Source organism: Bergeyella anatis (assembly GCF_036016955.1).
Taxonomy (GTDB): Bacteria; Bacteroidota; Bacteroidia; order Flavobacteriales; family Weeksellaceae; genus JAYWXI01.
In genome coordinates this window covers 78093-97429 of sequence record NZ_JAYWXI010000009.1, presented here as the reverse complement: position 1 = coordinate 97429, position 19337 = coordinate 78093, and the positions used below count along the sequence as shown (strand labels likewise).

Sequence of the window (19337 nt, the reverse complement as noted above, 5' to 3'; positions counted from 1 at the left end):
CTGCTAATAACCAAAAATTTCCTCCAATTTGAGCTCCCTAAATGCCCCCAAACGCGAAAGCGAAGCCTCGTCCAAGTTGGCCCTCTTACCAATTACCGCCACGTTATACTCCAATGGTTTCACCTTCTGCACGTAAAAATCGACCAATCCTTCCATCGTTAAAGCCCCTACCTCTTCGTAAATCGACTTCCGCAAATCGTAATCCACACCCAGTTTTTTCAAATTCAAATAATTAAAGAAAATATTTGTCCGATTAATGCGCGTAGAGGCCATCTGTTTAAGCACCGTCTCCCGGGCATTCTCGAACTGCATGGGCACCTCAGGCATCGCCCCAAGAAGCTCCTCCAAAGCCCCAACCGCCACCGACAGCTTATCCGGCTGAGTCCCAATATAAGAAGTCACATAATCCGAGCCACCCCTGAGCGAATTCGCCGAATAAGTAACATAAGCCGAATAAGCCAAACTTTTACTCTCCCGAATCTCCTGAAAAACAATCGAAGAAAGCCCCTGACCAAAATACTCGTTGAATACGTTTATCTTCCCAAAATCCGACACCTCCATCACTCCTGCACGCCCCACTTTCGCCATTTCCACCTGAACCATATCGTAGTCCACAAAATAAACCTGCCCCTTCGTTTCCGGCTCCGGATACGTTTGAGCTTCGGGGGAAGGCCGCGTTTCAGCCGAAACAAAAGGAAGCACCTGCTCCTTGAAGGCCTCCAAATCCCTTCCATAAAAAAACAATTCATAAGGGTACTCAAACAAAGTCCGCAGTTTATCCGTCAACTCCGAACAGCGCATCGACAACAACCGCTCATTGGAAAGCACGTCCGTCGTTCGGGAAAAAGCCCCATATTTCGCATAACTTATCAATGCCGACATGATTTTCCCCTTATCCTTCTTAGCCGCAGCTCGACTTTCCAATATCGTTTGCACATAATCGTCATACACCGCTTGATCCGGCACGGCACGACTCATCCAATGATGCAGCAACGCCATCCCTTCCCCGAGGCGTTCTTCCAACCCCGAAAGAGAAATCTGAAGCCGATCGCCCGAAGTCTTAAAATCCGTCGTAATCCCCAAACGGTAAAACGCCTCTTTCAAAGCCTGCGTCGTATAAACATCCGTACCCAAATACTGCAGAACAAACGTTGCCAAAGACAACGTCTTATCATGGTCATTACCAAAAGGAAACAAGTAATGAACCTGAGCAATCCCGTTATATTTGTTCGCTACAAAACTAAGTTTCCTGCCTCCGACAATAGAAGTTTCAATCGCCTTTTGATAATCAATAAAGCGAGGCTCGATGGGAAGGGATTCCGAAGCCAACAGCTCCTCAAAAAATACCGAACGAGCCTCCCGATTGATCTTAACGGGAGTAATCCCCGGATTCTCCACCCGAATTAAACGCTCATTTTCCCCCTGCTCTTTATAAACCACCGCATAATTATCCCCAAAAAAACGTTGCGCAAACGCCATAACTTCCTCTTTGGTGATGGTAGCATAATCATCCAGCTCCGCCAACTCTTGCGCCCAAGTCCGCTCTTTAATAAACACATCGTAAAGATTAGAAGCCAGACCATCCGCCGTTTCCAGGGCTTTGATCCGCTGCAGGCGGAAATCGTCAATAATCGCAGGGATCAACCAATCCGGAAAATCTCCCCGCTTCACCCGCTCCAATTCCTCGAAAAAGAGCGCCATCGCCTCCTCAAATGTCTGCTGTTCCTTCGGCACCATCACCGAAGAAAAATACCCGTATTGCTTAAAAGCCACAGAAAAAGCCTGAGCATAAAGCAGTTTCTGTTTCTGATTCACATTAAGATCCAACAACCCCGCTTCCCCTCTGTTCGACAAAAGATTCGCCACCACATCGGCCAACATGGCCTCCCGAGAACCATAACTCTGCGTTCGCCAAGCCAACTGAACCCGCCATATCGTAGGGCTTTTAACCGTACGGGAAACCACCTTGGTCATCGGAGCTTCTTCTAACCTTACCCTCTCCGGAATCGTACGGTAAGGCAATCCGCCGAAGGTGTCTTCCACCATGCGAATCGTTTCCTCAAAATCCAAATCCCCAACCAAAACAAGCGCATAGTTATTTGGAACATAATAATCCTGAAAAAAACGATGTATCGCCTTCATTGAAGGGTTTTTCAAATGTTCCGCCTTACCCAAAGTCGTCTGCTGACCATTAGGATGGTTGGGAAACAACAGTTCCATCAAAGCATAGTTCACCAAACGTCCGTCATGATCCTGAGCCCGGTTAAATTCCTCATAAACACTCTCCAGCTCGGTGTGAAACAAACGCAAAACCAATTCCGAAAACCGTTCTTTTTCAACCTGCAACCATTTCTTCAATTCATTACTCGGAATGGTATTCTTATAAACCGTCTCATCCAACCACGTATGCGCATTGGTTCCCGTAGCCCCCAAAGACGAAACACATTTGTCGTACTCATTGGCAATGGCATAAACGGCAGCCTCTTGAGAAACCGCATCAATCGATTTATACAATTGCTTTTTTTCCTCCATCGTTTCAGCCGCCTTATGCTGCTCAAACAACTCGGACAACTTTTCCAACAAAGGCTTTTCTTTCTCCCAGTCGGCACTGCCTATCTTCGAGGTTCCTTTGAACATCATGTGCTCTAAATAATGCGCCAATCCCGTATGGGCCTTGGGATCGTCATTACTCCCCACCCGAACCGGGATATAAGTTTGAATTCGGGGAGCATCGAAGTTTTGAGCCAAAAACACACGCAATCCGTTAGCCAAAGTATAAACCCTAACCCCATGTTCGTCATTTTCAACCGCCTCGTAAACATAGCCATTAGCGTCCGTATATTGTTTTGTGATGTATTTTCTATCCATAATGTAGTACTCTTTCCGACAAAATTACCGGCAATTTTCGATATTTTAACCTAAAAACAAAAAAAAGAGCTACGTGCGTAACTCTTTTTTAATCTTCCGAAGTGGAGAATACGGAAGTATCACCTAACTCTTAACCCTATTATTTTACAGCAAGTTGTAAATAACAATTCAAACGCACGCACCGAAATATGCACCTATTGGTTTGTAGCGAATTGGTTCATTTTGTGCTACAAAGATAGGGATTTTAGTTGGTTTTTGGAAGGATTAATTCCTTTACTTTTTCGATATCGAAGCCGGAATACTGGCAGAACTCTTCAATGGTGATGAACTGATGAGGTTGCTTGCCTATTGCCGTGCGGATTCTATGAATGAGGTCGCGGGAAAAGCGCTCGCTTTTGCCGGTAATTCTTACTATGTCCTTGGGGTAAATGCAGAGCCTTTGAGGTGGTTTTTTCATACTCTATCCATACTTATGGTTGGAAGTTGCTATACTTCTTCTGCGGTGACGCTGCAAAGGTAAAATTATTCTTTTTCACTCTCAAACAGAAACACCTATACTATCCGGCAAAAAGTGTCTGAAACGGCAAGGAAACTTGCTCTACATCTATGTTTTAAGAAATTTTGCAGTGTGAATTCACCAAGGTTTGAGAGAATGAACCTTCCCCATTCCCAACCCTTCCCGAAGGGAAAGAGAGATAAAGGAGAATCATTTTTATTATCAATTTTTTAAAACTAAAAAAAATGGCAAGACAATCTAGTATTATTAAACTGAAAGGCACTATTGGTGGTGTAACTTTCTACAAATCTAAAGACGGCTATTTAGCCAGAGAAAAAGGTGGCGTGGATGCGTCCAGAATTAAAAGTGATCCGGCTTTCCAAAGAACGAAAGAAAACGGTTCTGAATTTGGGCGTGCGGGAATTGCGGGGAAAGTTTTAAGAAACTCTATCCGTGCCCTATTGCTAAAGGCTTCGGATTACCGTATGGTAAGTCGATTGACTCAGGAAATGGTGAAGGTCATTCAGATGGATGAAACCAATCCGAGAGGGCAAAGAAATGTGATTGACGGCGAGGCAGAACTTTTGCAGGGTTTTGATTTTAACATTAACGGAAAACTGGGAACTACCCTCTTTGCACCGTATGTTGTGACTTTAGACCGTGTAAGCGGCGATGCAAAAGTAAGTCTGGAAGCGTTTGTTCCGCAGACGGCTATTGCTTCACCGGGAGGAACTACACATTTTAAAATTCTTTCCGGAGCTATGGAAGTTGATTTTGAAAATCAGACTTTTAATGCTAAAATTTCTGAAGGGGTTATCACACCTTGGGATGAAAAACAGGTTGAAGCTTTAACGCTGGAAAACAACCTAACGCCTAATTCTACACATCCTTTATTCTTTGTTTTGGGAGTGGAATTTTACCAGGAAGTTAACGGACAGATGTATCCGCTGAAAAATGGTGCTTTTAACTCGCTGCAAATTGTGAAGGTTGTTGGGGGTTAATGTGATGATTGGGGACGGAGTTTCCGTTCCCTTTATTTAACAAAAAATATTATTAAAATGGAAAGTAAACAAAGACTGGATATAACGCTGGAACGGCAGTATTTTTCGAAAGGGACAAATGGTAATTTTTTGGTGAATGGCAGTTATTTATGCCAGGCAATAGAGCTGCCATGGAAGGAAAACCAAAGAGGGATTTCCTGTATTCCGGAGGGTGTTTATGAACTTACGAAAAGATACAGTGGAAAATTTGGTAAGCATTTGCTTGTGAATGATGTTCCAGGGAGAGACCTCATCCTTATTCATTGTTTTAATGAAGCTTTGAAAGAAAGCAGAGGCTGTATTGTGCCGGTGATGCTGGGAAATGGTTCCGGAAAAGGACAGCAATCTAAAGCTGCTATGCGAAAGATTATAAAAGTAGCGTATGAAGCGATAGATGAAGGCAAAGAAGTTTTTTTGACCATAAGAAAGGCAGATAAGCCCATATTAATCATTCCGTTTTTTAATCCAAAAAAATAATTGTTATGAAAAAAGTAATTGAAAGAATGCAGGAGCCTACACCGAAGTTTTTCAGAATTTTACGGAATGCTGGTCTCGTATTAACAGCGGTAAGCAGTGTGCTGGCAACCGCTCCGGTAGCATTGCCAACGGCCGTAGTTACCATAGCAGGTTATCTGGCGATTGCAGGTGGTATTGCCAGTGCCGTGAGCCAGTCTGCCATCATTGGGGACAAATAGAATGCTTTTTGTGGATAACCCGACTAAAGCGAGCACGGCTTTTGGAAGTATTCTTACTATATTTGTGAACATTGGCAAGGAAACCATTCTGCAAACCATTATTTTGGCTGCCGTTGGTGGTGTAAGCAGTTTTTTGGCAACGATGTTCGTAAAATACGCGATAAAATTTTTGAAAAAATATTTGCATAAATAGGTTGTAGTGACTTAAATGGCAAAATGAAGCCTCCGGAGTGGGAGGCTTTTGTTTATACCGAAAGATAGTAACGTTGGACAAGGCTGTGGCGAAGTTTCTGGAGGGCTTTCACCTGTTGTTGGATTTTCTGCTCCAGTTGCCAGGTAGCTTTGATTTTATTTACCATTTCCGGGTTTTCGGTGGCTTTTACAAATGCCGGCTGGATGAAATTGCGCATCAGCGTTTTGAGGTCGCAAAGGCGGAGCATCTCGATGACGCTGCCGCAAAGGTGAGGATGAAAAAAGCCGTGTTTCCAAAAGGCGTAAAATGTCCAGTAATAGGTTTCCACTTCTTCGGGATTTTTGAGGTAGAGAATAAAACAGTTTGGACATGGTTCTAAAAGCGGTTTGCCTGCATTTCTGCCACGATTAAGGATAAATAAAGTGTTCTCCGGGGTTTCTTTTTTCACTGAGTAAGTGCGTAGGTTGTGTGTAAGCATAACTTTGGTTTTAAAAGTTTTATGCTCTGCTGAAAATTTTCAAAAGAAAACGAAGAAAAAAACCGAAAAAAAAAGAAAAAAAGAAAGCCTTTTAAGAGGGGGCGCGGCGTGGTGTCAAGGTTTTTTGGCTAAATACTACCCGCAGGGTGGAGATTTTGGCAAAAACACGGAGTGCCAGACCTTTACAGCACACTGCGGCTGGCGAAGGAAGCCCCCTAACTTGCTTTGCTTTTTTTATTTTTTGGAGACTCCTTCCTTTTGTAAGAAGGGAAATTCAGCGGCTGGTAATGTCGGGGAAGAAATGGGATGCTTGGGAAAAAATAGCTGTATGCTGCGTGGCTTTCGGCTTTTGGCGGCATACTTCTATGCGCAGTGACGGAGGTGTATAGACGGCAGAGAAAGACGGTTCTCGAGTAACCGAAAAGTGAATGGCGGCTATAGACCGGAGGAACTGGGATGGTTTGGAAGGTTCGGCAATTGGGCGACGGGAAAAACGGGTAAACAGACTCGCAGAAAAATGTTGCTGTGACCATATATCCACTTCGCGGTGGTAAATACTGCTGTATGGCGTGCAGAAGCAGGATGCTGCCATTGGTAATTTTCGGCACGGGAGGAAAATACGCTAGAAACCTTAGCCGCTGAAATTGAAGTATTTTTCTTCCTGTGACGGGAATTTTGTGGCTGGAGCAGCAGACTGACCTGCACAGAATACTGCAGTGCGCTGTGGCGGAAGTGAGCATACTGCGAAAACTAAAAACCTATTCTGCCAAGAAAAAACCGCAGGATGCTGACTGGAGACACTGGACAACTTAAACAACTTTCAGGAACATTTTTCTGCAACCTTAGATATGGGTGGGCGGGCTCTTCGGCTACGCTCAGAGTGACAATAGCAGCTGGAAAGGAAAGGCGCAAAAGGGCTGTGCCCATTGCAAGGGAGCCATTTAGCATAATCTCAAATTATAGGCACCAGATGGCTATCTGACGGAATTTTGGCGGTGTTTTGCTCTGGCATTTTAGAGGATGGGAACACCGGCATTATGGAGGAAGTCTCCGTTTGCGGCTGCTATGCGTATAATTTCGATTATGTTACTTGGCGAGGGATGTTTGGATTTAATCTTTATTTAATAAATTATAATTTATCATCTTACGCAAATCTTTAAATGAAAGATTCAGCTTTTTTTCATTATATGAACCAAACTCTCCATATTTTGATACGAATTGACACCAAACTATATGCTTTTTCTGTGATTTCATAACCTGTTCTAATATATCTTTCCTAATATAATATAGCAAAGCTGAATCACACCACATAATTTTTGTTACTTGTTCATTATTTGAATTATAAAAAGATAAGTCTTTTAGACTGAAATCTAACTTATTTGCGATTGCAATTTTAGCATTTAAAAAAGGAAAACTTGAATTTTCATATCGATTGTTAGACCAGCTACTCCATCTATAATCCCAAACGAGCTCAGTTAAACTATATTTTTCATTATCAAAATATTTTTCTTTGTCTTCTATAAATTTACTCCAAGCTATTTCTCCTGCATAAATATTGTAAAAATAAGTACCATTTCCGAAATGGTATGCTTCGGTATCAATATCTTTTTCGAAAGCATTAATTTTATCATTTTCAATTAAAAATGCGTTTGCATAAAGATTAAAACGTGTGTCATTTTCTTTTCCCTCCTGATTAATGGAAGCTGAAAGAAGAACCCAATCATCATTTGTAAATATTTTGTGTATATAATACTTGTCAATAAAATTTTGATTTTCAGAATTAATCCATTCTTGAATATCTGCATCTTTTTCAGGAAAAAAACATTCGGGAATAATTTGATTTCTTGATGGTAGCCGAGGAAAAGCAGGATCAAAATATATATCTAAACATCTATAGCGATTTTCATCATCTGAATTTAGCTTATTTTCTAAAAACAAATATCCTACAAATTCAAAATATGACTGCCAAAGATACTTTTCTGCATAGAATTTAATCTTTGAACCCCGCCCATATCGATATCTGTCATCTTCCTGGAATGACTTGTTAATACCAGCAAACAAATCTTCATCATATCCTTTTTCCTTTACTCTATTTAGAACAATTTTAATGGAATCATTTTCGGTAAAAGTATCACGCTTATGATAATTATCTGAGGATATATAAGCTATCTGATACTTAATAAAATCATACATATCCACGCCAGTAAGGGTCGAATTGAAAGGAGAATATTGTTTATCATCTGTACTTAAATCAGGCACAATAAATGATTTATTAAAATTTAATTGTGCTGAATAATCAATACCATATTTTGCTAATGCAAACTCAGATATTGTCAAAATGTAGTCTATTATTCCTATATGAGTATTATTCAATGACGGTAAAAGATCGTCAACTAGGAAAGACATCACTTTTAGCGTTAAGCCTTCATTCTTAACAAACAAAACTATTCCACACAAAGAAGCCAGCAGTGACTCGATTGCATTAACATCTTGAAATTTATTGTATATCTTGAAAAGTGTAAGAATGTGATCAGGAAAATTTCTGCCAATTAAATAAAGATTCTCTGTTGCGAGCTCGCGAAGAATTAAATTTGTTGAAACAGTGCTTAAAAAGGAAATACAGAAGAAATCTTCAGCCTCAGTAATCGATATTTTGCCATATAGTAATGTTTTATTAATCATCAACAATAAATCATAAGATGTAGTATTATTTTTCCTTATAATTTCCGCCCAGTTAATATCTATTTCAACTTGGCTTAAAGGCATTAATATAGATAAAGCAAATTGGGATAGCCCATAGATTCCTTTTTGAAAAATATTTTCAAAAAGCTTGTTTAAAAGAATATTAAAATTAGGATTATCAGTAGTAGTATTCGTGAATATTTTTTTTATCTTTTCCTGTCCCGTAAAATTATTAATGTAGTAATCAATATTCCTGCAACATATCTCCAAAGATGTTGCGTTATCAAAAATTTCAAACAGCTCAACATCATATTTAGTTGGTAATAGATATAATAATGAAATCATAATATCCTCAGCTAGAGGATGCGTTAAATTTTCATCAAATAATTTTTTTTGTAAATTATCATCAAAATGTACAACCAAATCATTTACTGTCTTAACTTCAGCTAAAAGAACTTTAGAAGCAATAAGGTAGCCTGCAACTAAATCATAGGCAAATTGAATATTTTCTTCTTTAGTATCATCAAGATTACGCTGAAACAAACATAAACCTTCATCTAAAATTTTAATAGCAAAAGTTCCAGATAATTTTTCACTCTGGGGATCAATTATAGAAACAAAATCAACAATACCTATATGTCTCGAATTATCATTCCATAGCTTTGTACACAATTGTGAAATCCTCGAATCTATATTTCGTTTTGCTAAGCTATCATTATCTGTAACTTTTATTATAATGTTATTATAATATTTATCAAAGCTTTGAAAAATATTGTCAATTGAAATATTAATATGACGAGCTCCTTCATTGGCTTCACAAAAAATCTTTAATAATAGTGGATGCTTAAATAAATCCTTATCAAAGTTCCATGAAGTAGGAACAATATTATATTTTTCAAAGTATTTTGGGACAGCCAGTTGTTTTTGTTTTTCGGTTAATCCTTCTAAAACAAAAGTATTTTCAATGTCAGTGACTTTTTCTTTTTCGAATATGGAATTAATATACCTATCTCTGCAAGTAGTTATTAAGCATAAATAATCTAATTTTTGTGTTTCTTGTACTATATCGAAAATGTGTGTCTGCCAAATATCTTTATAAGGATTGCTTTCGTTTAGACCATCAATAATTATTGGAATTTTAACCCCTTTGGTAAATCCTAATGTATTGAGCGCTTGCAAAAATTCTTTGAAAGAATAATCTCTTTCAATACTTAATAGCTCGATTATTGTTTTTTGCGGAAGATTTGAGTTTCTAAAATTTGAACCCAATAGTAAAACTGCTGGTATATTTTTTTCGATACATGTTTTTGCAATGTTACAAGCAATATTTGTTTTCCCATAACCTGCGCTACTCAATATATGAACATCCTTTTGAAAAACAGAATCTAATAGTTTTGTAAATGAAATTGGTAAAGGTTTATGATTACGAAACCTTTCTTCAGAATTTTCAATTTCTACAAAATGACTATGTAAATAATTAATTTGTTCAATTATATCTCTATGTCTCCAGTCATATTGATTAGAATCTTCATCTTTTGCCCATTTATTTTCTTTAATATTTTTATTTAATTTATCCGCAAAAGAATGGTACACCTTAATATATTCATCAATCTTCTCATCAATCTTTTTACACTTTTCTATATTCAATTTTGAAACTAAGATCTGGGAGATTTCTTCTAAAGTTTGACAAATAAATTCAATTAGTTCCAATACACCATTTGCATAATCAGGGTTTAGGAATGACTCTATATCCTTTCTATCTATATATCTTTTTACATGTGTGATATCATCCTGAATGTACGTACTTTTCAATTCCAATTCATTAAAAAGAGTGTTGTAGTCAAGTAATTGTATTATTTCTTCATCATAATGTGAAGGAACATATAAATCTGTATTGAATTTATTTTGCAGATATTCGATTTGTTTTTCCGTATATTCTGCCAGAGCTTTAAAGCCAATAAAATTTGAATTGAAATAATGGTGAAATAACCCTCCAAATAGAGACTGATTTTCAAAGAAAAAATTTCTAAAAGTTTCTTTATTCCAATGTAGAAATTGTGTATTTGGAGATAGTTCTTGTAATGATCTTTTTAATTGATTAAATGCACTTTCAGTGAAACTTGCAGGTGTACATATAATCCATAATTTAATATCAGGATGTATTTTAAGTGTTGTAGCAAAGTTATTGGAAAGCTGTCTCCTTCTATCTTTTGTTAAGCTGGTATTATCTTCAGTATTATACCACCATTTTACCTGCCAACCTATTTCATCTCCTGCTTTAAGATTTAATTCGAGACAATCTGTATGAAGTTTTAAATAAAATTCAGAACCAGGAGTATTAAAGTAATTTTCAAAAAAACCAAATTCTCGATAACGCAAATAAGCAACTTGGAAACAAAAAGATTCGAAACTAATGTCTTTTGCCTGCTGATTTATATCAAATTGACTCCACAAAATATTTATCATATCAATGCTTCAGAAGGTTTTTCTGTTTTACACAAATTTATCTGACTATAATATGGACAACCGCCTCTACAATTACTGCTATTCTTGCAAGTTCTTTCACAAGTATTTACTTGAGCATTCCGATAACTCTCCCAATGGCTATTCCATATTTCTGAAAAGCCTTTGTCCCTTAAATTATATGTATCTCTATTGTGATTCGCAAATGAACACGGTTTTACATTTAAATTTTCATCGACATAAGCAGAAAAAAAAGCACACTCACAAGGTTCAATAAAATCAATAGTAGTGTTGGTAAAATGCATCAACATTGGCATAAAACAAGAATCAAATCCGATGTTGAGATTACAAGAATGACTATCAATCAGTTCACAAAATTTCTTTAAATCATCATTTAACTCTAAACATAAATCTTCTTTTCCTCTACCCATCGGCTTAAAGGTTAAAAATATTATCGAGTTAAATCCTTTCAGCAAATCATTAAATTTGCCTTCCAAGATTTCTGTACCTTGCTTTATACTTTTTTTATCCAGTATGAAATGAATGTTTGTCTTAATTCCTTCCTCAATAAAAATGTGTGCTTTAGATAATGGGATTGAACGAATATTTGGAAAGGAAATTGCTACAGCTCCAACGAGTGGCTTAATCTGTTCTGCAATATCTTTTGTTATGTGCATCGCATTTGTTGTAAAATTTGGAACAACATTATACTTTCTCGTAATTTTTAATATATCAATAAAATCAGGATGCTCCAATGGCTCGCCTCCACCCAATGCAACTTGGAAAACATTACCCCATCTTTCATCCTGAAGAGATTTAATAACAACTTCATAATCTTCCAAACTCATAAAAATATTGTTGACTATACTATCCCGATAGCAGAAAGTACATCCTTTAGTGCAATGGTTTGATATTGAAATATCAACTAATTCAGGCAAAGGTGCTCTATAAGGGTCATCATTTACCGTTTTTCCCCACCGCATTGTTATACCAGATTTAGGATCGGCAACAAAATTATACTCATCACTATGTCTTCTTATTAAGCTCATCTTAATATGTTTGTGTTTGAGTTACTCCCAACCCTGGGATTCTACCTAATTCACCATTCATTACATACTCACCGTAAATATATCTCCAGATTTCTTCATCATCCATATGGGATAAATCAACTTCTTTTCCCTCTGCCTCAATCCACTCTTTGGTATTTGTCCCACCATCTGTATTAAATTCAACTTTTTTATAGTAAATATCCTCGTCTCCCAAGTAAACTCTAGTTCCATTTTCAAGAAGATCCTGTTTAACAAAATCTCTAATTATTGGTATTTCTTGTTCTTTATATTCTTCAAAATAACGAGCCATTGACTCTAACAATTCCTTTTTCATAGTAATGATGTAGCTTACAGAACTACTGTTTGAGACAAAATCATTTCTAATTTTCATATAAGGTTATTTTATATTATTTTAATGCAATTTAGAGAAATTTAATATAAGAAACGAAGAATAACTCTAAAAAATAGTATTAAAAATTAACTTCTTAAAGATCTATAATTTTATAGAGATTAGGTTTATTTCTAATGTTCTCCTCTCATGATTATACATGAAAAGAAAACTTACTTCAAGTTCTTTTATCTTTTGAGGTTTCTTCGTAGCCGAACAAATTGAACATTTCGCGCATTCGGGAGCGGAGACGATTGCCGTAGAAGGTTTCGATTTCTCCGGCAGTGAGATTGGTGGTGATATGGGTGATGATGTTTTTCTCTTTGTAAAGATCGTAGCGGGTTAAGAGGATTTCTGCCATGACATTGCAATCATTGCCGTAGTATTTGGAGGTTGCTTCTGTTCCGAGGTCATCAAAGCAATAGTTTTTGGGAATACGTTGTTCGTTATAAAGGCTACCACGGGAATAGTTTTCTAATACTTCATATCCGGATTGCATAAATTCTGATACGACTTGTCTTGTAGACACCATCCCAAAGTTTTTACGATTGGAAGGTAGTTGGCGCATTAGTCGGAATAAGGTGGTTTTTCCACAACCTATTGGTCCGGAAAGCATAATGCCTTTGCTGAGGTCGATGTTCATTTCTTGTGCTACTAATTCATCCTGAAGAAACCAAGCCAACATCCCGAAAATAATACCTCTTTCATTCTCCGGAATGATGAATTTTTTACCGAGAAGGTTTTTTCCGGTTTTATGTAACCAGGCTACTACTTCGCGGTAGTCATAAGCCATGTCTATTGGTTTTGTAGGGAGCTGCATTGTTGTGGTGATTTTGGTTGTTGGTTGATAGTTGTTAGTTTATGGTTGTTGGCTGTTAGTTGGATAACCACCCCGGCTTTCAGCCACCCCTCCAAGGGAGGGGAATTTTATAGTTTTTCCTGGTAGGATTTGTTAGTGGTGGCGGTGAGGTGATTTGATTTCTGATAACGGCTGCCTTCGACTCCGCTCAGGCTGACATTTGGTGTGTTGAATTTTTTAGAGTTCAGGAGCCAGTTTCGAGCGGCTGCCTGCCAGTTTTTCATTTTGGATTTTTCGCCAACTAGCCAACCATTGCTTTCGTAATGGTTGTAAAATTTTTCGGCTTCTTCTGCCGGTGCTTCTTTTTCGGCAAAATACATTTGGACTTCTGGAAATTCCGGAGGGATTTTTGAGTCGGACGGTTCACAAATATTTGATTTCGGCTGGATCGTTTGCCCTTCGACAGGCTCAGGGTGACACCGCAAAAATGATTCTTCATTACTGATCACAATGACATCGCTTTTCTTTTCGCGCAATTTTTCTTTTTGAGATTCTTTTTGATATTTATACAGTCTATAGTTTTGCGCTTCGACTTCGCTCAGCGTGACAGCATTGGTTTTTGCAATGACATTTTGGGTGGTTACAATCTGTTTATTGTTTAATATGTTTGTATTGTTTATAGAAGGTATCAATGCTTGTTCAATGCCTGTTTCGATTTTGATACGAGGGCTGTTCAATGCTTGTTCACTACCTGTCTGTTTTTTGATATGCTTGCTGTTTATCCTTTGAACTTCTAAATTTTCAAAATTGTAAAGGTTGACCAAGCTGCCCTTATAGGGATTGAATGACGGCAGGTATTCTATATAGCCATATTCCTGCAGCTGCTTTATGCATTTGTGATAAGTGCCTAAGGCTGAAATCTTGCTTAACCTCATCATTTCGGTTCGAGAAATACTTATAGGATTCTGAAAATGGTTGAGGTTCCAGAACTTAAAAAGAGCAAGATACAGACTGATATGTGTCGGGTTCAGTCGGTTATCTTCCTGAATACGGTCGTAGAAGCCTGTGAGGTGACGGATATAGTTCATTTTTTTATGAGTGATAAATGATTTTTTTCTTGTTCTTTTGGCTTGAACCAAAAGAACCAAAAGTTCAAGACTGAAGTTATTTGCTAAAAATTTTCAAAACTTCCTAAAATCCTCCAAACTCGCTTCGCTCAAACAGGGAGAATTTCTTAACGGAAGTTTCAAAAATTTTCTTCACACAAATAACTCCTAGGTCGGTTTGGAAGGAGAATTTAGGAGTTTTTCTATGTCTTGGTAGTTGTAGTATAGTGTTCCACCAATTCGGGAGTAGCGCAAGGTGCCGTTGATGCGTAAGGTTTGCAATGTCCCGGATGAGCATTTGAAAAGTTCTTTGACTTCTGAAGATTTTAGCCACAATTTCTGTTCTGTGGTTCTGATGTGAAATAGATTTTTAATGTCTTCTAATAATTCTGTTTTGAATTCCTGAAGATCTTCCTTGGTTAAAACTTCGAGTGCCATAATGATTAAAATTTAATTAGAGCGACAAAGTTTAGCCTTATTTGTTATATTTTTTCACAAGCACAACCGAAGTTGTGAATGATTTTTTTGAACAAAAAACCCTAAAAAGTAATATTAAAAATGGCTTAAGACTAGGAAACGATGATTAAATTTGTTGCCAAGTCTTATGAATAGGAGTAAAATCAGCGATTATAAAATAAAAAAATAATGAAGTGTTTTTGTAGCGATATTGATGCTACAAAAACCGCAGAAATTTTAGAACTTAATAGAAATACCATCAACCGGTATTTTAGGATTTTTCGGGAAGTGATTTTTGAGAAGCAACAGGAAGATTTAAGTTTGTTTTTTGGAGAAGTTGAATTGGACGAAGCCTATTTTGGATCGAAAAGATTAAGAGGGATCAATATGCCACAGAAACGAGGAAGAGGAACCTGGAAGCAACCTGTTTTTGGTGTTTTTGAACGAGACGGTAGAGTTTATACGGAACTAATTCCCAATGCGAAAAGTGAAACCTTGAGAAAGATTATTCGAGGAAAGGTTTCGTTGGAAAGTATAGTGTTTACGGATGTCTGGCGAGGTTACAGCGGACTTTTGGATATGGGTTATGAGAAGCATTTTAGGATTGATAAGAGCAAAAGTTTTTCAAATCAGAACGGTGTTCATATTAACGGGATAGAAAGTTTTTGGAGCTTTACGAAGCGAAGATTAGCAAAGTTTAATGGTGTAAAATCCACCTTTAATCTTCACTTAAAAGAATGCGAGTGGAGATGGAGAAAGGAACCAAAAGAAATGGAAAAGGAGTTATGGAAGCTGATAAAAAAATAGGGATAACTTTTTTAACGACTTCGTCTAAAAGTTACCCCCATTTTTTTATTTTTACAACAGCAAACAACAACTAAAAAGGTATTAAAATTTTATGTTTGCTAGTCTATAGCCAATATTTTTGAAAAACCAAATCTCATCTTCAATATTTTGGAATGGGTGTTCGAGAACATATTTCTTAAGCTCAGAAAGGGGTTCCAAACTCAATTTGATGGCCAACTCGGAAAATACAATTGGATTATCAATCTCCATGGATAATTCCCGGATATTTTCCTGAAGCGTTTCGATTATATTTTCAAAATATTCCTGCATTGGTTTTTCGATAAGCAAAGCAAAAATATTGTTGATTTGTCCTAATTTACAAGCATTATAGGTCGTGATTTATAAATTAGGACGGGCGCTGTTCAATTTATCTTGTAAGATAACTTCATTCATTAATCCTTTTGCATATTACTTGTAAACAAGTATTCATGTAGTTCTCTATATAACATCACCAGCTGGTATAATAGAAGGATTAACACAATAAAACCCAGTGAAATCAAAAAAAATAATTTATATTTCCATCAACAAATTTCTCGTAGATATGGGTATATATCACCGAAAATAATATCAAAAATAAAGCTGAAAGTATACCAGTTGAATAAATAAATTTATCTCTAAGCTCAATCATCCTTTCATTAATCACACCAACAAGTTCTTCTTTATGATTCTGTAAGTTTTTATTTTCAAGATAATTAGATAATTTTTTTATAAAATAAGATCTAAAACTATCTTCTAATATCCCAATTTTTTTTGATAATTTTTTCTCTAAGGTTATTCTAAAATATACAATTAATAGAAGGGATAAAAGCAATGATAGCCAATAGCAGCAAAAATTCTGGTTATACAAGAAATAAATTATTACTACTAATGATGCATAAGCAAAAATATTTAATCCCCAATACCCATAATGAAAGTATCGTTTCATCAAACCATTGGTCGATAGGTCTGATTTTATGTATTTAAGAAGATTATCAATCATTTATCAATTTTTTGAAGCACTTTTAAAATATCAGATGTTGCATCAGCAAAATCATCAGGTAATATAAACCAAGTGGGATGGCTCCTAGAAGTTGGAACTCCAAGACATTCTTTAGCCCCCGATGCTTTGGCAGGATCATCCCATTCTCGCAACCCTATATTCCATCTGATTCCCAATTTTTCTTCACCATACCACATTAATTTGGCAACACTATATATTCCATTATCAAAAAGTAAATCTACTTTTGAAACTGCATCTCTTGGACTTAAAACATTTGTGGGCTTTCTGTATCTGTAACTCATATTTATAAATTATTCTGTAACCAATCCGAACATTCCTTGTTAAAGCCATACCAAGCAGCATTTCTTACGAGCTCTACTACCAACAGTTCATCATTTGCATCTATTTTTAACAATAGTTTATCTCTAATTTGCTCTGGTGTTAAACTTGTTTTTATTATCCACGTGCTATCTAAACAATGCCACCATATACCAAATTCTTTTATTGCTTCAATAAGACTTTCGTAATTCTGACCTGTTGAATTTAAGTCATAACCTATTAAGATACTTTTCATATATTATTTAATTAATTTCCTAGTTCCAATTGATTTTTAACCAGATTAAAATAATCTGCTTTTTTGCTTACCAATTCATGGTGATTGCCTTGTTCCACAATTTCACCATTTTTCAGTACAATAATTTGGTCAGCATTTTTCACGGTAGAAAGTCTGTGCGCAACAATTATTACCGTTTTTCCTTTAAAGAAAGACTGCAGATTGTCGTGAATAATTTTCTCATTTTCTGCATCCAAAGCAGAAGTTGCTTCATCAAATAAAATAAAATGAGGGTTCTTATAGACCGCTCTTGCGATAAGAATTCTTTGCTTTTGTCCACCTGAAATACCATTTCCGGATGCTCCAATTTTTGTGTTTAATCCTAACGGAAGTTCTTCTACAAAAGACTTAATATTTGCGGTATCTAATGCTTTATTTAGTTTTTCGTAGTTAATATTTTCATCGCTTGTTGCAATATTTCTCTCAATTGTATCTGAAAAAATAAAACCATCCTGCATTACTACACCACAATTCTTTCTAAGATCTGTTGGAGAAACTTCATTTAGATTGAGATGATTAAATTTTATTTCACCCTTTACTGGTTCATAAAATTTCAGCAGCATTTTCATCAATGTTGTTTTCCCACTACCGCTTGCCCCGACAATTGCTGTAACTTTTCCTTCAGGAATAAATAAATTAATATTTTTTAAAACATACGGAGATTTTGGCCCTTCATATTGAAATGAAACATTTTTGAAATAGATTCCCTTTTCTATACCATTTTGTTCTGTATATTTTTTACTAATTAATGGAACTTGGCTTTCCTGTTCTTCTTCAGGGTTATCTTGTACTTCGTTTAGCCTTGCTAAACTCAATTTTGCATCCTGTAATGAGCGAAAGAAATTTATAAGCTGGCTCACCGGCGAATTCATTTGTCCAATGATATATGAGACACTTAAAAGCGCTCCCAAAGTCATATGTCCCTTTATTACAAAATAAGCAGAAAGAAAAGTTACAAGAATATTTTTGAGCTGATTAATAAATTCAAATCCTGAAAGTTGGACTTGATCCAATTTGAGGATACGAATATTGATTTTAAAAAGCTTTTGCTGAATTTGTTCCCATTCTTTACGTTTAAAATCTTCAAATTGGTTGAGCTTCATTTCTGAAACCCCATTGATAATTTCGTAAATGGATTCTTGATTTTCGCTTCTTTGTTGGAATCTGAAATAATCTAAGATTTTTCTTTTTTTCATCCAGTATAAAGACCATAATATAGAAATTAAGGTAAGTAGCATATAGACAGCTAAAATTCTGACATCGTAATGCCAAAGAACGGCAAAAAAGGCTGTAAAAGTTATGATTGAAAATAGTGTTAACAAACTTTGCGAGGTAAGAAAATTTTCAATTCTCTCATGATCCTGAATACGCTGGTTAAAATCTCCCATTAACTTAGTATCAAAAAATTTAATTGGAAGCTTCAAGATTTTTTTTAAAAAATCAGAAATTATTTGGATATTTATTTTTGTTCCAACAACAAGCATCATCCAGTTTCGGAAAATGTTGATAATAATATTTCCAAAGAAAAATGCTAACTGCGCTAATAAGATATAAGTAATTATTGAAAAATTCTTTTTGTTTACGCCTTCATCAATCAGTTTTTGGGTAAGGATTGGAAACGCTAAACTTGTAATTGTTCCTAAGGTGAGAAGAAAAAACATCCACCCCATCTGGCTTTGAAAAGGTTTCAGGTAATTGAGCAAATATTTTACAGGAAGCTTTCCTTCTTTCGATGGAATTTGACTATAAAAATCATCTGTAGCCTCTAAAAAAAGAGCAACACCTTTTTTACCGTCTGACAACCAAGACTTTTTAAACTTATCTTCACTCAAAGACACGAAACCATGTCCCGGATCTGCAATTTTATAAGTTTTTTTTCCAGTAAAAATATTTCTATATATTTTATAGAGAACTACAAAATGGTTTTGGTTCCAATGTAAAATACAAGGTAAAAGTTCTTTTTCGAAATCTATTATTTCAAGTTTTGTTGAAAAATGTTTAAACCCAATTTTTTCTGCGGCTTCGCTTATTCCTAATAGCGAAACACCTTGACGACTGATAAAACTTTTATCGCGAAGGTACTGTAGTGAGAACTCTTTACCATAATGTGAAGATATCATCGCAAGGCAAGCTGGACCACAGTCCATTTGATCATATTGGGCTACTATATTCATTTGGAAATCTTA

At 36.2% G+C, this 19337-nt stretch carries 18 protein-coding genes and 1 pseudogene; 5 read left to right on the top strand and 14 right to left on the bottom strand.

Annotated features, from left to right (window positions below; genetic code table 11):
• Positions 1–3: 3 nt before the first annotated feature.
• Both VQ048_RS08020 and VQ048_RS08015 read right to left on the bottom strand, forming a co-directional pair.
• Complete coding sequence (locus tag VQ048_RS08020; protein ID WP_327611173.1) at positions 4–2868, bottom strand: M16 family metallopeptidase; 2865 nt, start codon at positions 2866–2868, stop codon at positions 4–6.
• A 244-nt stretch (positions 2869–3112) separates the two neighbouring features.
• Positions 3113–3325, bottom strand: coding sequence for a hypothetical protein (locus VQ048_RS08015; protein WP_327611172.1), 213 nt, complete (start codon positions 3323–3325; stop codon positions 3113–3115).
• Positions 3326–3609: 284 nt separating this feature from the next.
• On the opposite strand from VQ048_RS08015, the gene VQ048_RS08010 reads away from it, so the two are divergent.
• Genes VQ048_RS08010 through VQ048_RS08000 form a run of 3 tightly spaced genes read left to right on the top strand, consistent with a single transcriptional unit; the run spans position 3610 to position 5099 of the window.
• Complete coding sequence (locus VQ048_RS08010; RefSeq protein WP_327611171.1) at positions 3610–4365, top strand: hypothetical protein; 756 nt, start codon at positions 3610–3612, stop codon at positions 4363–4365.
• A gap of 57 nt (positions 4366–4422) precedes the next feature.
• On the top strand, positions 4423–4881 hold the full coding sequence (locus tag VQ048_RS08005) for a DUF5675 family protein (RefSeq protein ID WP_327611170.1): 459 nt from the start codon (positions 4423–4425) through the stop codon (positions 4879–4881).
• Positions 4882–4886: 5 nt separating this feature from the next.
• On the top strand, positions 4887–5099 hold the full coding sequence (locus VQ048_RS08000; protein ID WP_327611169.1) for a hypothetical protein: 213 nt from the start codon (positions 4887–4889) through the stop codon (positions 5097–5099).
• Between the two features lie 245 nt (positions 5100–5344).
• Here VQ048_RS08000 and VQ048_RS07995 read toward each other — a convergent pair whose 3' ends face one another.
• The gene (locus tag VQ048_RS07995; RefSeq protein WP_442872816.1) at positions 5345–5770 is read right to left on the bottom strand and encodes a DUF6943 family protein; all 426 of its coding nucleotides are present in this window, start codon (positions 5768–5770) and stop codon (positions 5345–5347) included.
• 4 nt (positions 5771–5774) lie between these two features.
• Between VQ048_RS07995 and VQ048_RS07990 the strand changes: the two genes are divergently transcribed.
• Complete coding sequence (locus tag VQ048_RS07990) at positions 5775–6146, top strand: hypothetical protein (protein WP_327611167.1); 372 nt, start codon at positions 5775–5777, stop codon at positions 6144–6146.
• Between the two features lie 734 nt (positions 6147–6880).
• Here the strand turns inward: VQ048_RS07990 and VQ048_RS07985 are convergent.
• The 6 genes from VQ048_RS07985 to VQ048_RS07960 form a co-directional block, all read right to left on the bottom strand.
• Entirely contained in the window at positions 6881–10918 is a 4038-nt protein-coding gene (locus VQ048_RS07985) for an NACHT domain-containing protein (protein ID WP_327611166.1), read from the bottom strand.
• Positions 10915–11964 (bottom strand): radical SAM protein, encoded by a 1050-nt coding sequence (locus VQ048_RS07980; protein ID WP_327611165.1) that lies wholly within the window; start codon positions 11962–11964, stop codon positions 10915–10917. Before VQ048_RS07980 ends, VQ048_RS07985 begins: the two co-directional genes overlap by 4 nt.
• A 1-nt stretch (position 11965) precedes the next feature.
• Entirely contained in the window at positions 11966–12355 is a 390-nt protein-coding gene (locus VQ048_RS07975) for a hypothetical protein (RefSeq protein WP_327611164.1), read from the bottom strand.
• A 175-nt stretch (positions 12356–12530) separates the two neighbouring features.
• Positions 12531–13172, bottom strand: a complete 642-nt coding sequence (locus VQ048_RS07970; protein WP_327611163.1) for an AAA family ATPase — start codon at positions 13170–13172, stop codon at positions 12531–12533.
• Positions 13173–13279: 107 nt separating this feature from the next.
• On the bottom strand, positions 13280–14239 hold the full coding sequence (locus VQ048_RS07965) for a transcriptional regulator (protein WP_327611162.1): 960 nt from the start codon (positions 14237–14239) through the stop codon (positions 13280–13282).
• Positions 14240–14425: 186 nt separating this feature from the next.
• Positions 14426–14695, bottom strand: a complete 270-nt coding sequence (locus tag VQ048_RS07960; RefSeq protein WP_327611161.1) for a helix-turn-helix domain-containing protein — start codon at positions 14693–14695, stop codon at positions 14426–14428.
• Positions 14696–14861: 166 nt separating this feature from the next.
• Between VQ048_RS07960 and VQ048_RS07955 the strand changes: the two are divergent.
• A pseudogene (locus VQ048_RS07955) lies at positions 14862–15520 on the top strand (IS1595 family transposase).
• An 81-nt stretch (positions 15521–15601) separates the two neighbouring features.
• Here VQ048_RS07955 and VQ048_RS07950 read toward each other — a convergent pair.
• The 5 genes from VQ048_RS07950 to VQ048_RS07930 form a co-directional block, all read right to left on the bottom strand.
• Positions 15602–15829 (bottom strand): hypothetical protein, encoded by a 228-nt coding sequence (locus tag VQ048_RS07950; RefSeq protein WP_327611160.1) that lies wholly within the window; start codon positions 15827–15829, stop codon positions 15602–15604.
• A gap of 226 nt (positions 15830–16055) precedes the next feature.
• Positions 16056–16538: a hypothetical protein gene (locus tag VQ048_RS07945; protein ID WP_327611159.1), complete on the bottom strand. Its 483-nt coding sequence runs from the start codon at positions 16536–16538 to the stop codon at positions 16056–16058.
• The gene (locus VQ048_RS07940) at positions 16535–16840 is read right to left on the bottom strand and encodes a hypothetical protein (RefSeq protein ID WP_327611158.1); all 306 of its coding nucleotides are present in this window, start codon (positions 16838–16840) and stop codon (positions 16535–16537) included. The genes VQ048_RS07945 and VQ048_RS07940 overlap by 4 nt, the downstream gene beginning before the upstream one ends.
• Positions 16841–16842: 2 nt before the next feature.
• Positions 16843–17112, bottom strand: coding sequence for a CRISPR-associated protein Cas2 (locus tag VQ048_RS07935; RefSeq protein WP_327611157.1), 270 nt, complete (start codon positions 17110–17112; stop codon positions 16843–16845).
• 11 nt (positions 17113–17123) lie between these two features.
• The gene (locus tag VQ048_RS07930; protein WP_327611156.1) at positions 17124–19325 is read right to left on the bottom strand and encodes a peptidase domain-containing ABC transporter; all 2202 of its coding nucleotides are present in this window, start codon (positions 19323–19325) and stop codon (positions 17124–17126) included.
• Between the last annotated feature and the right edge of the window lie 12 nt (positions 19326–19337).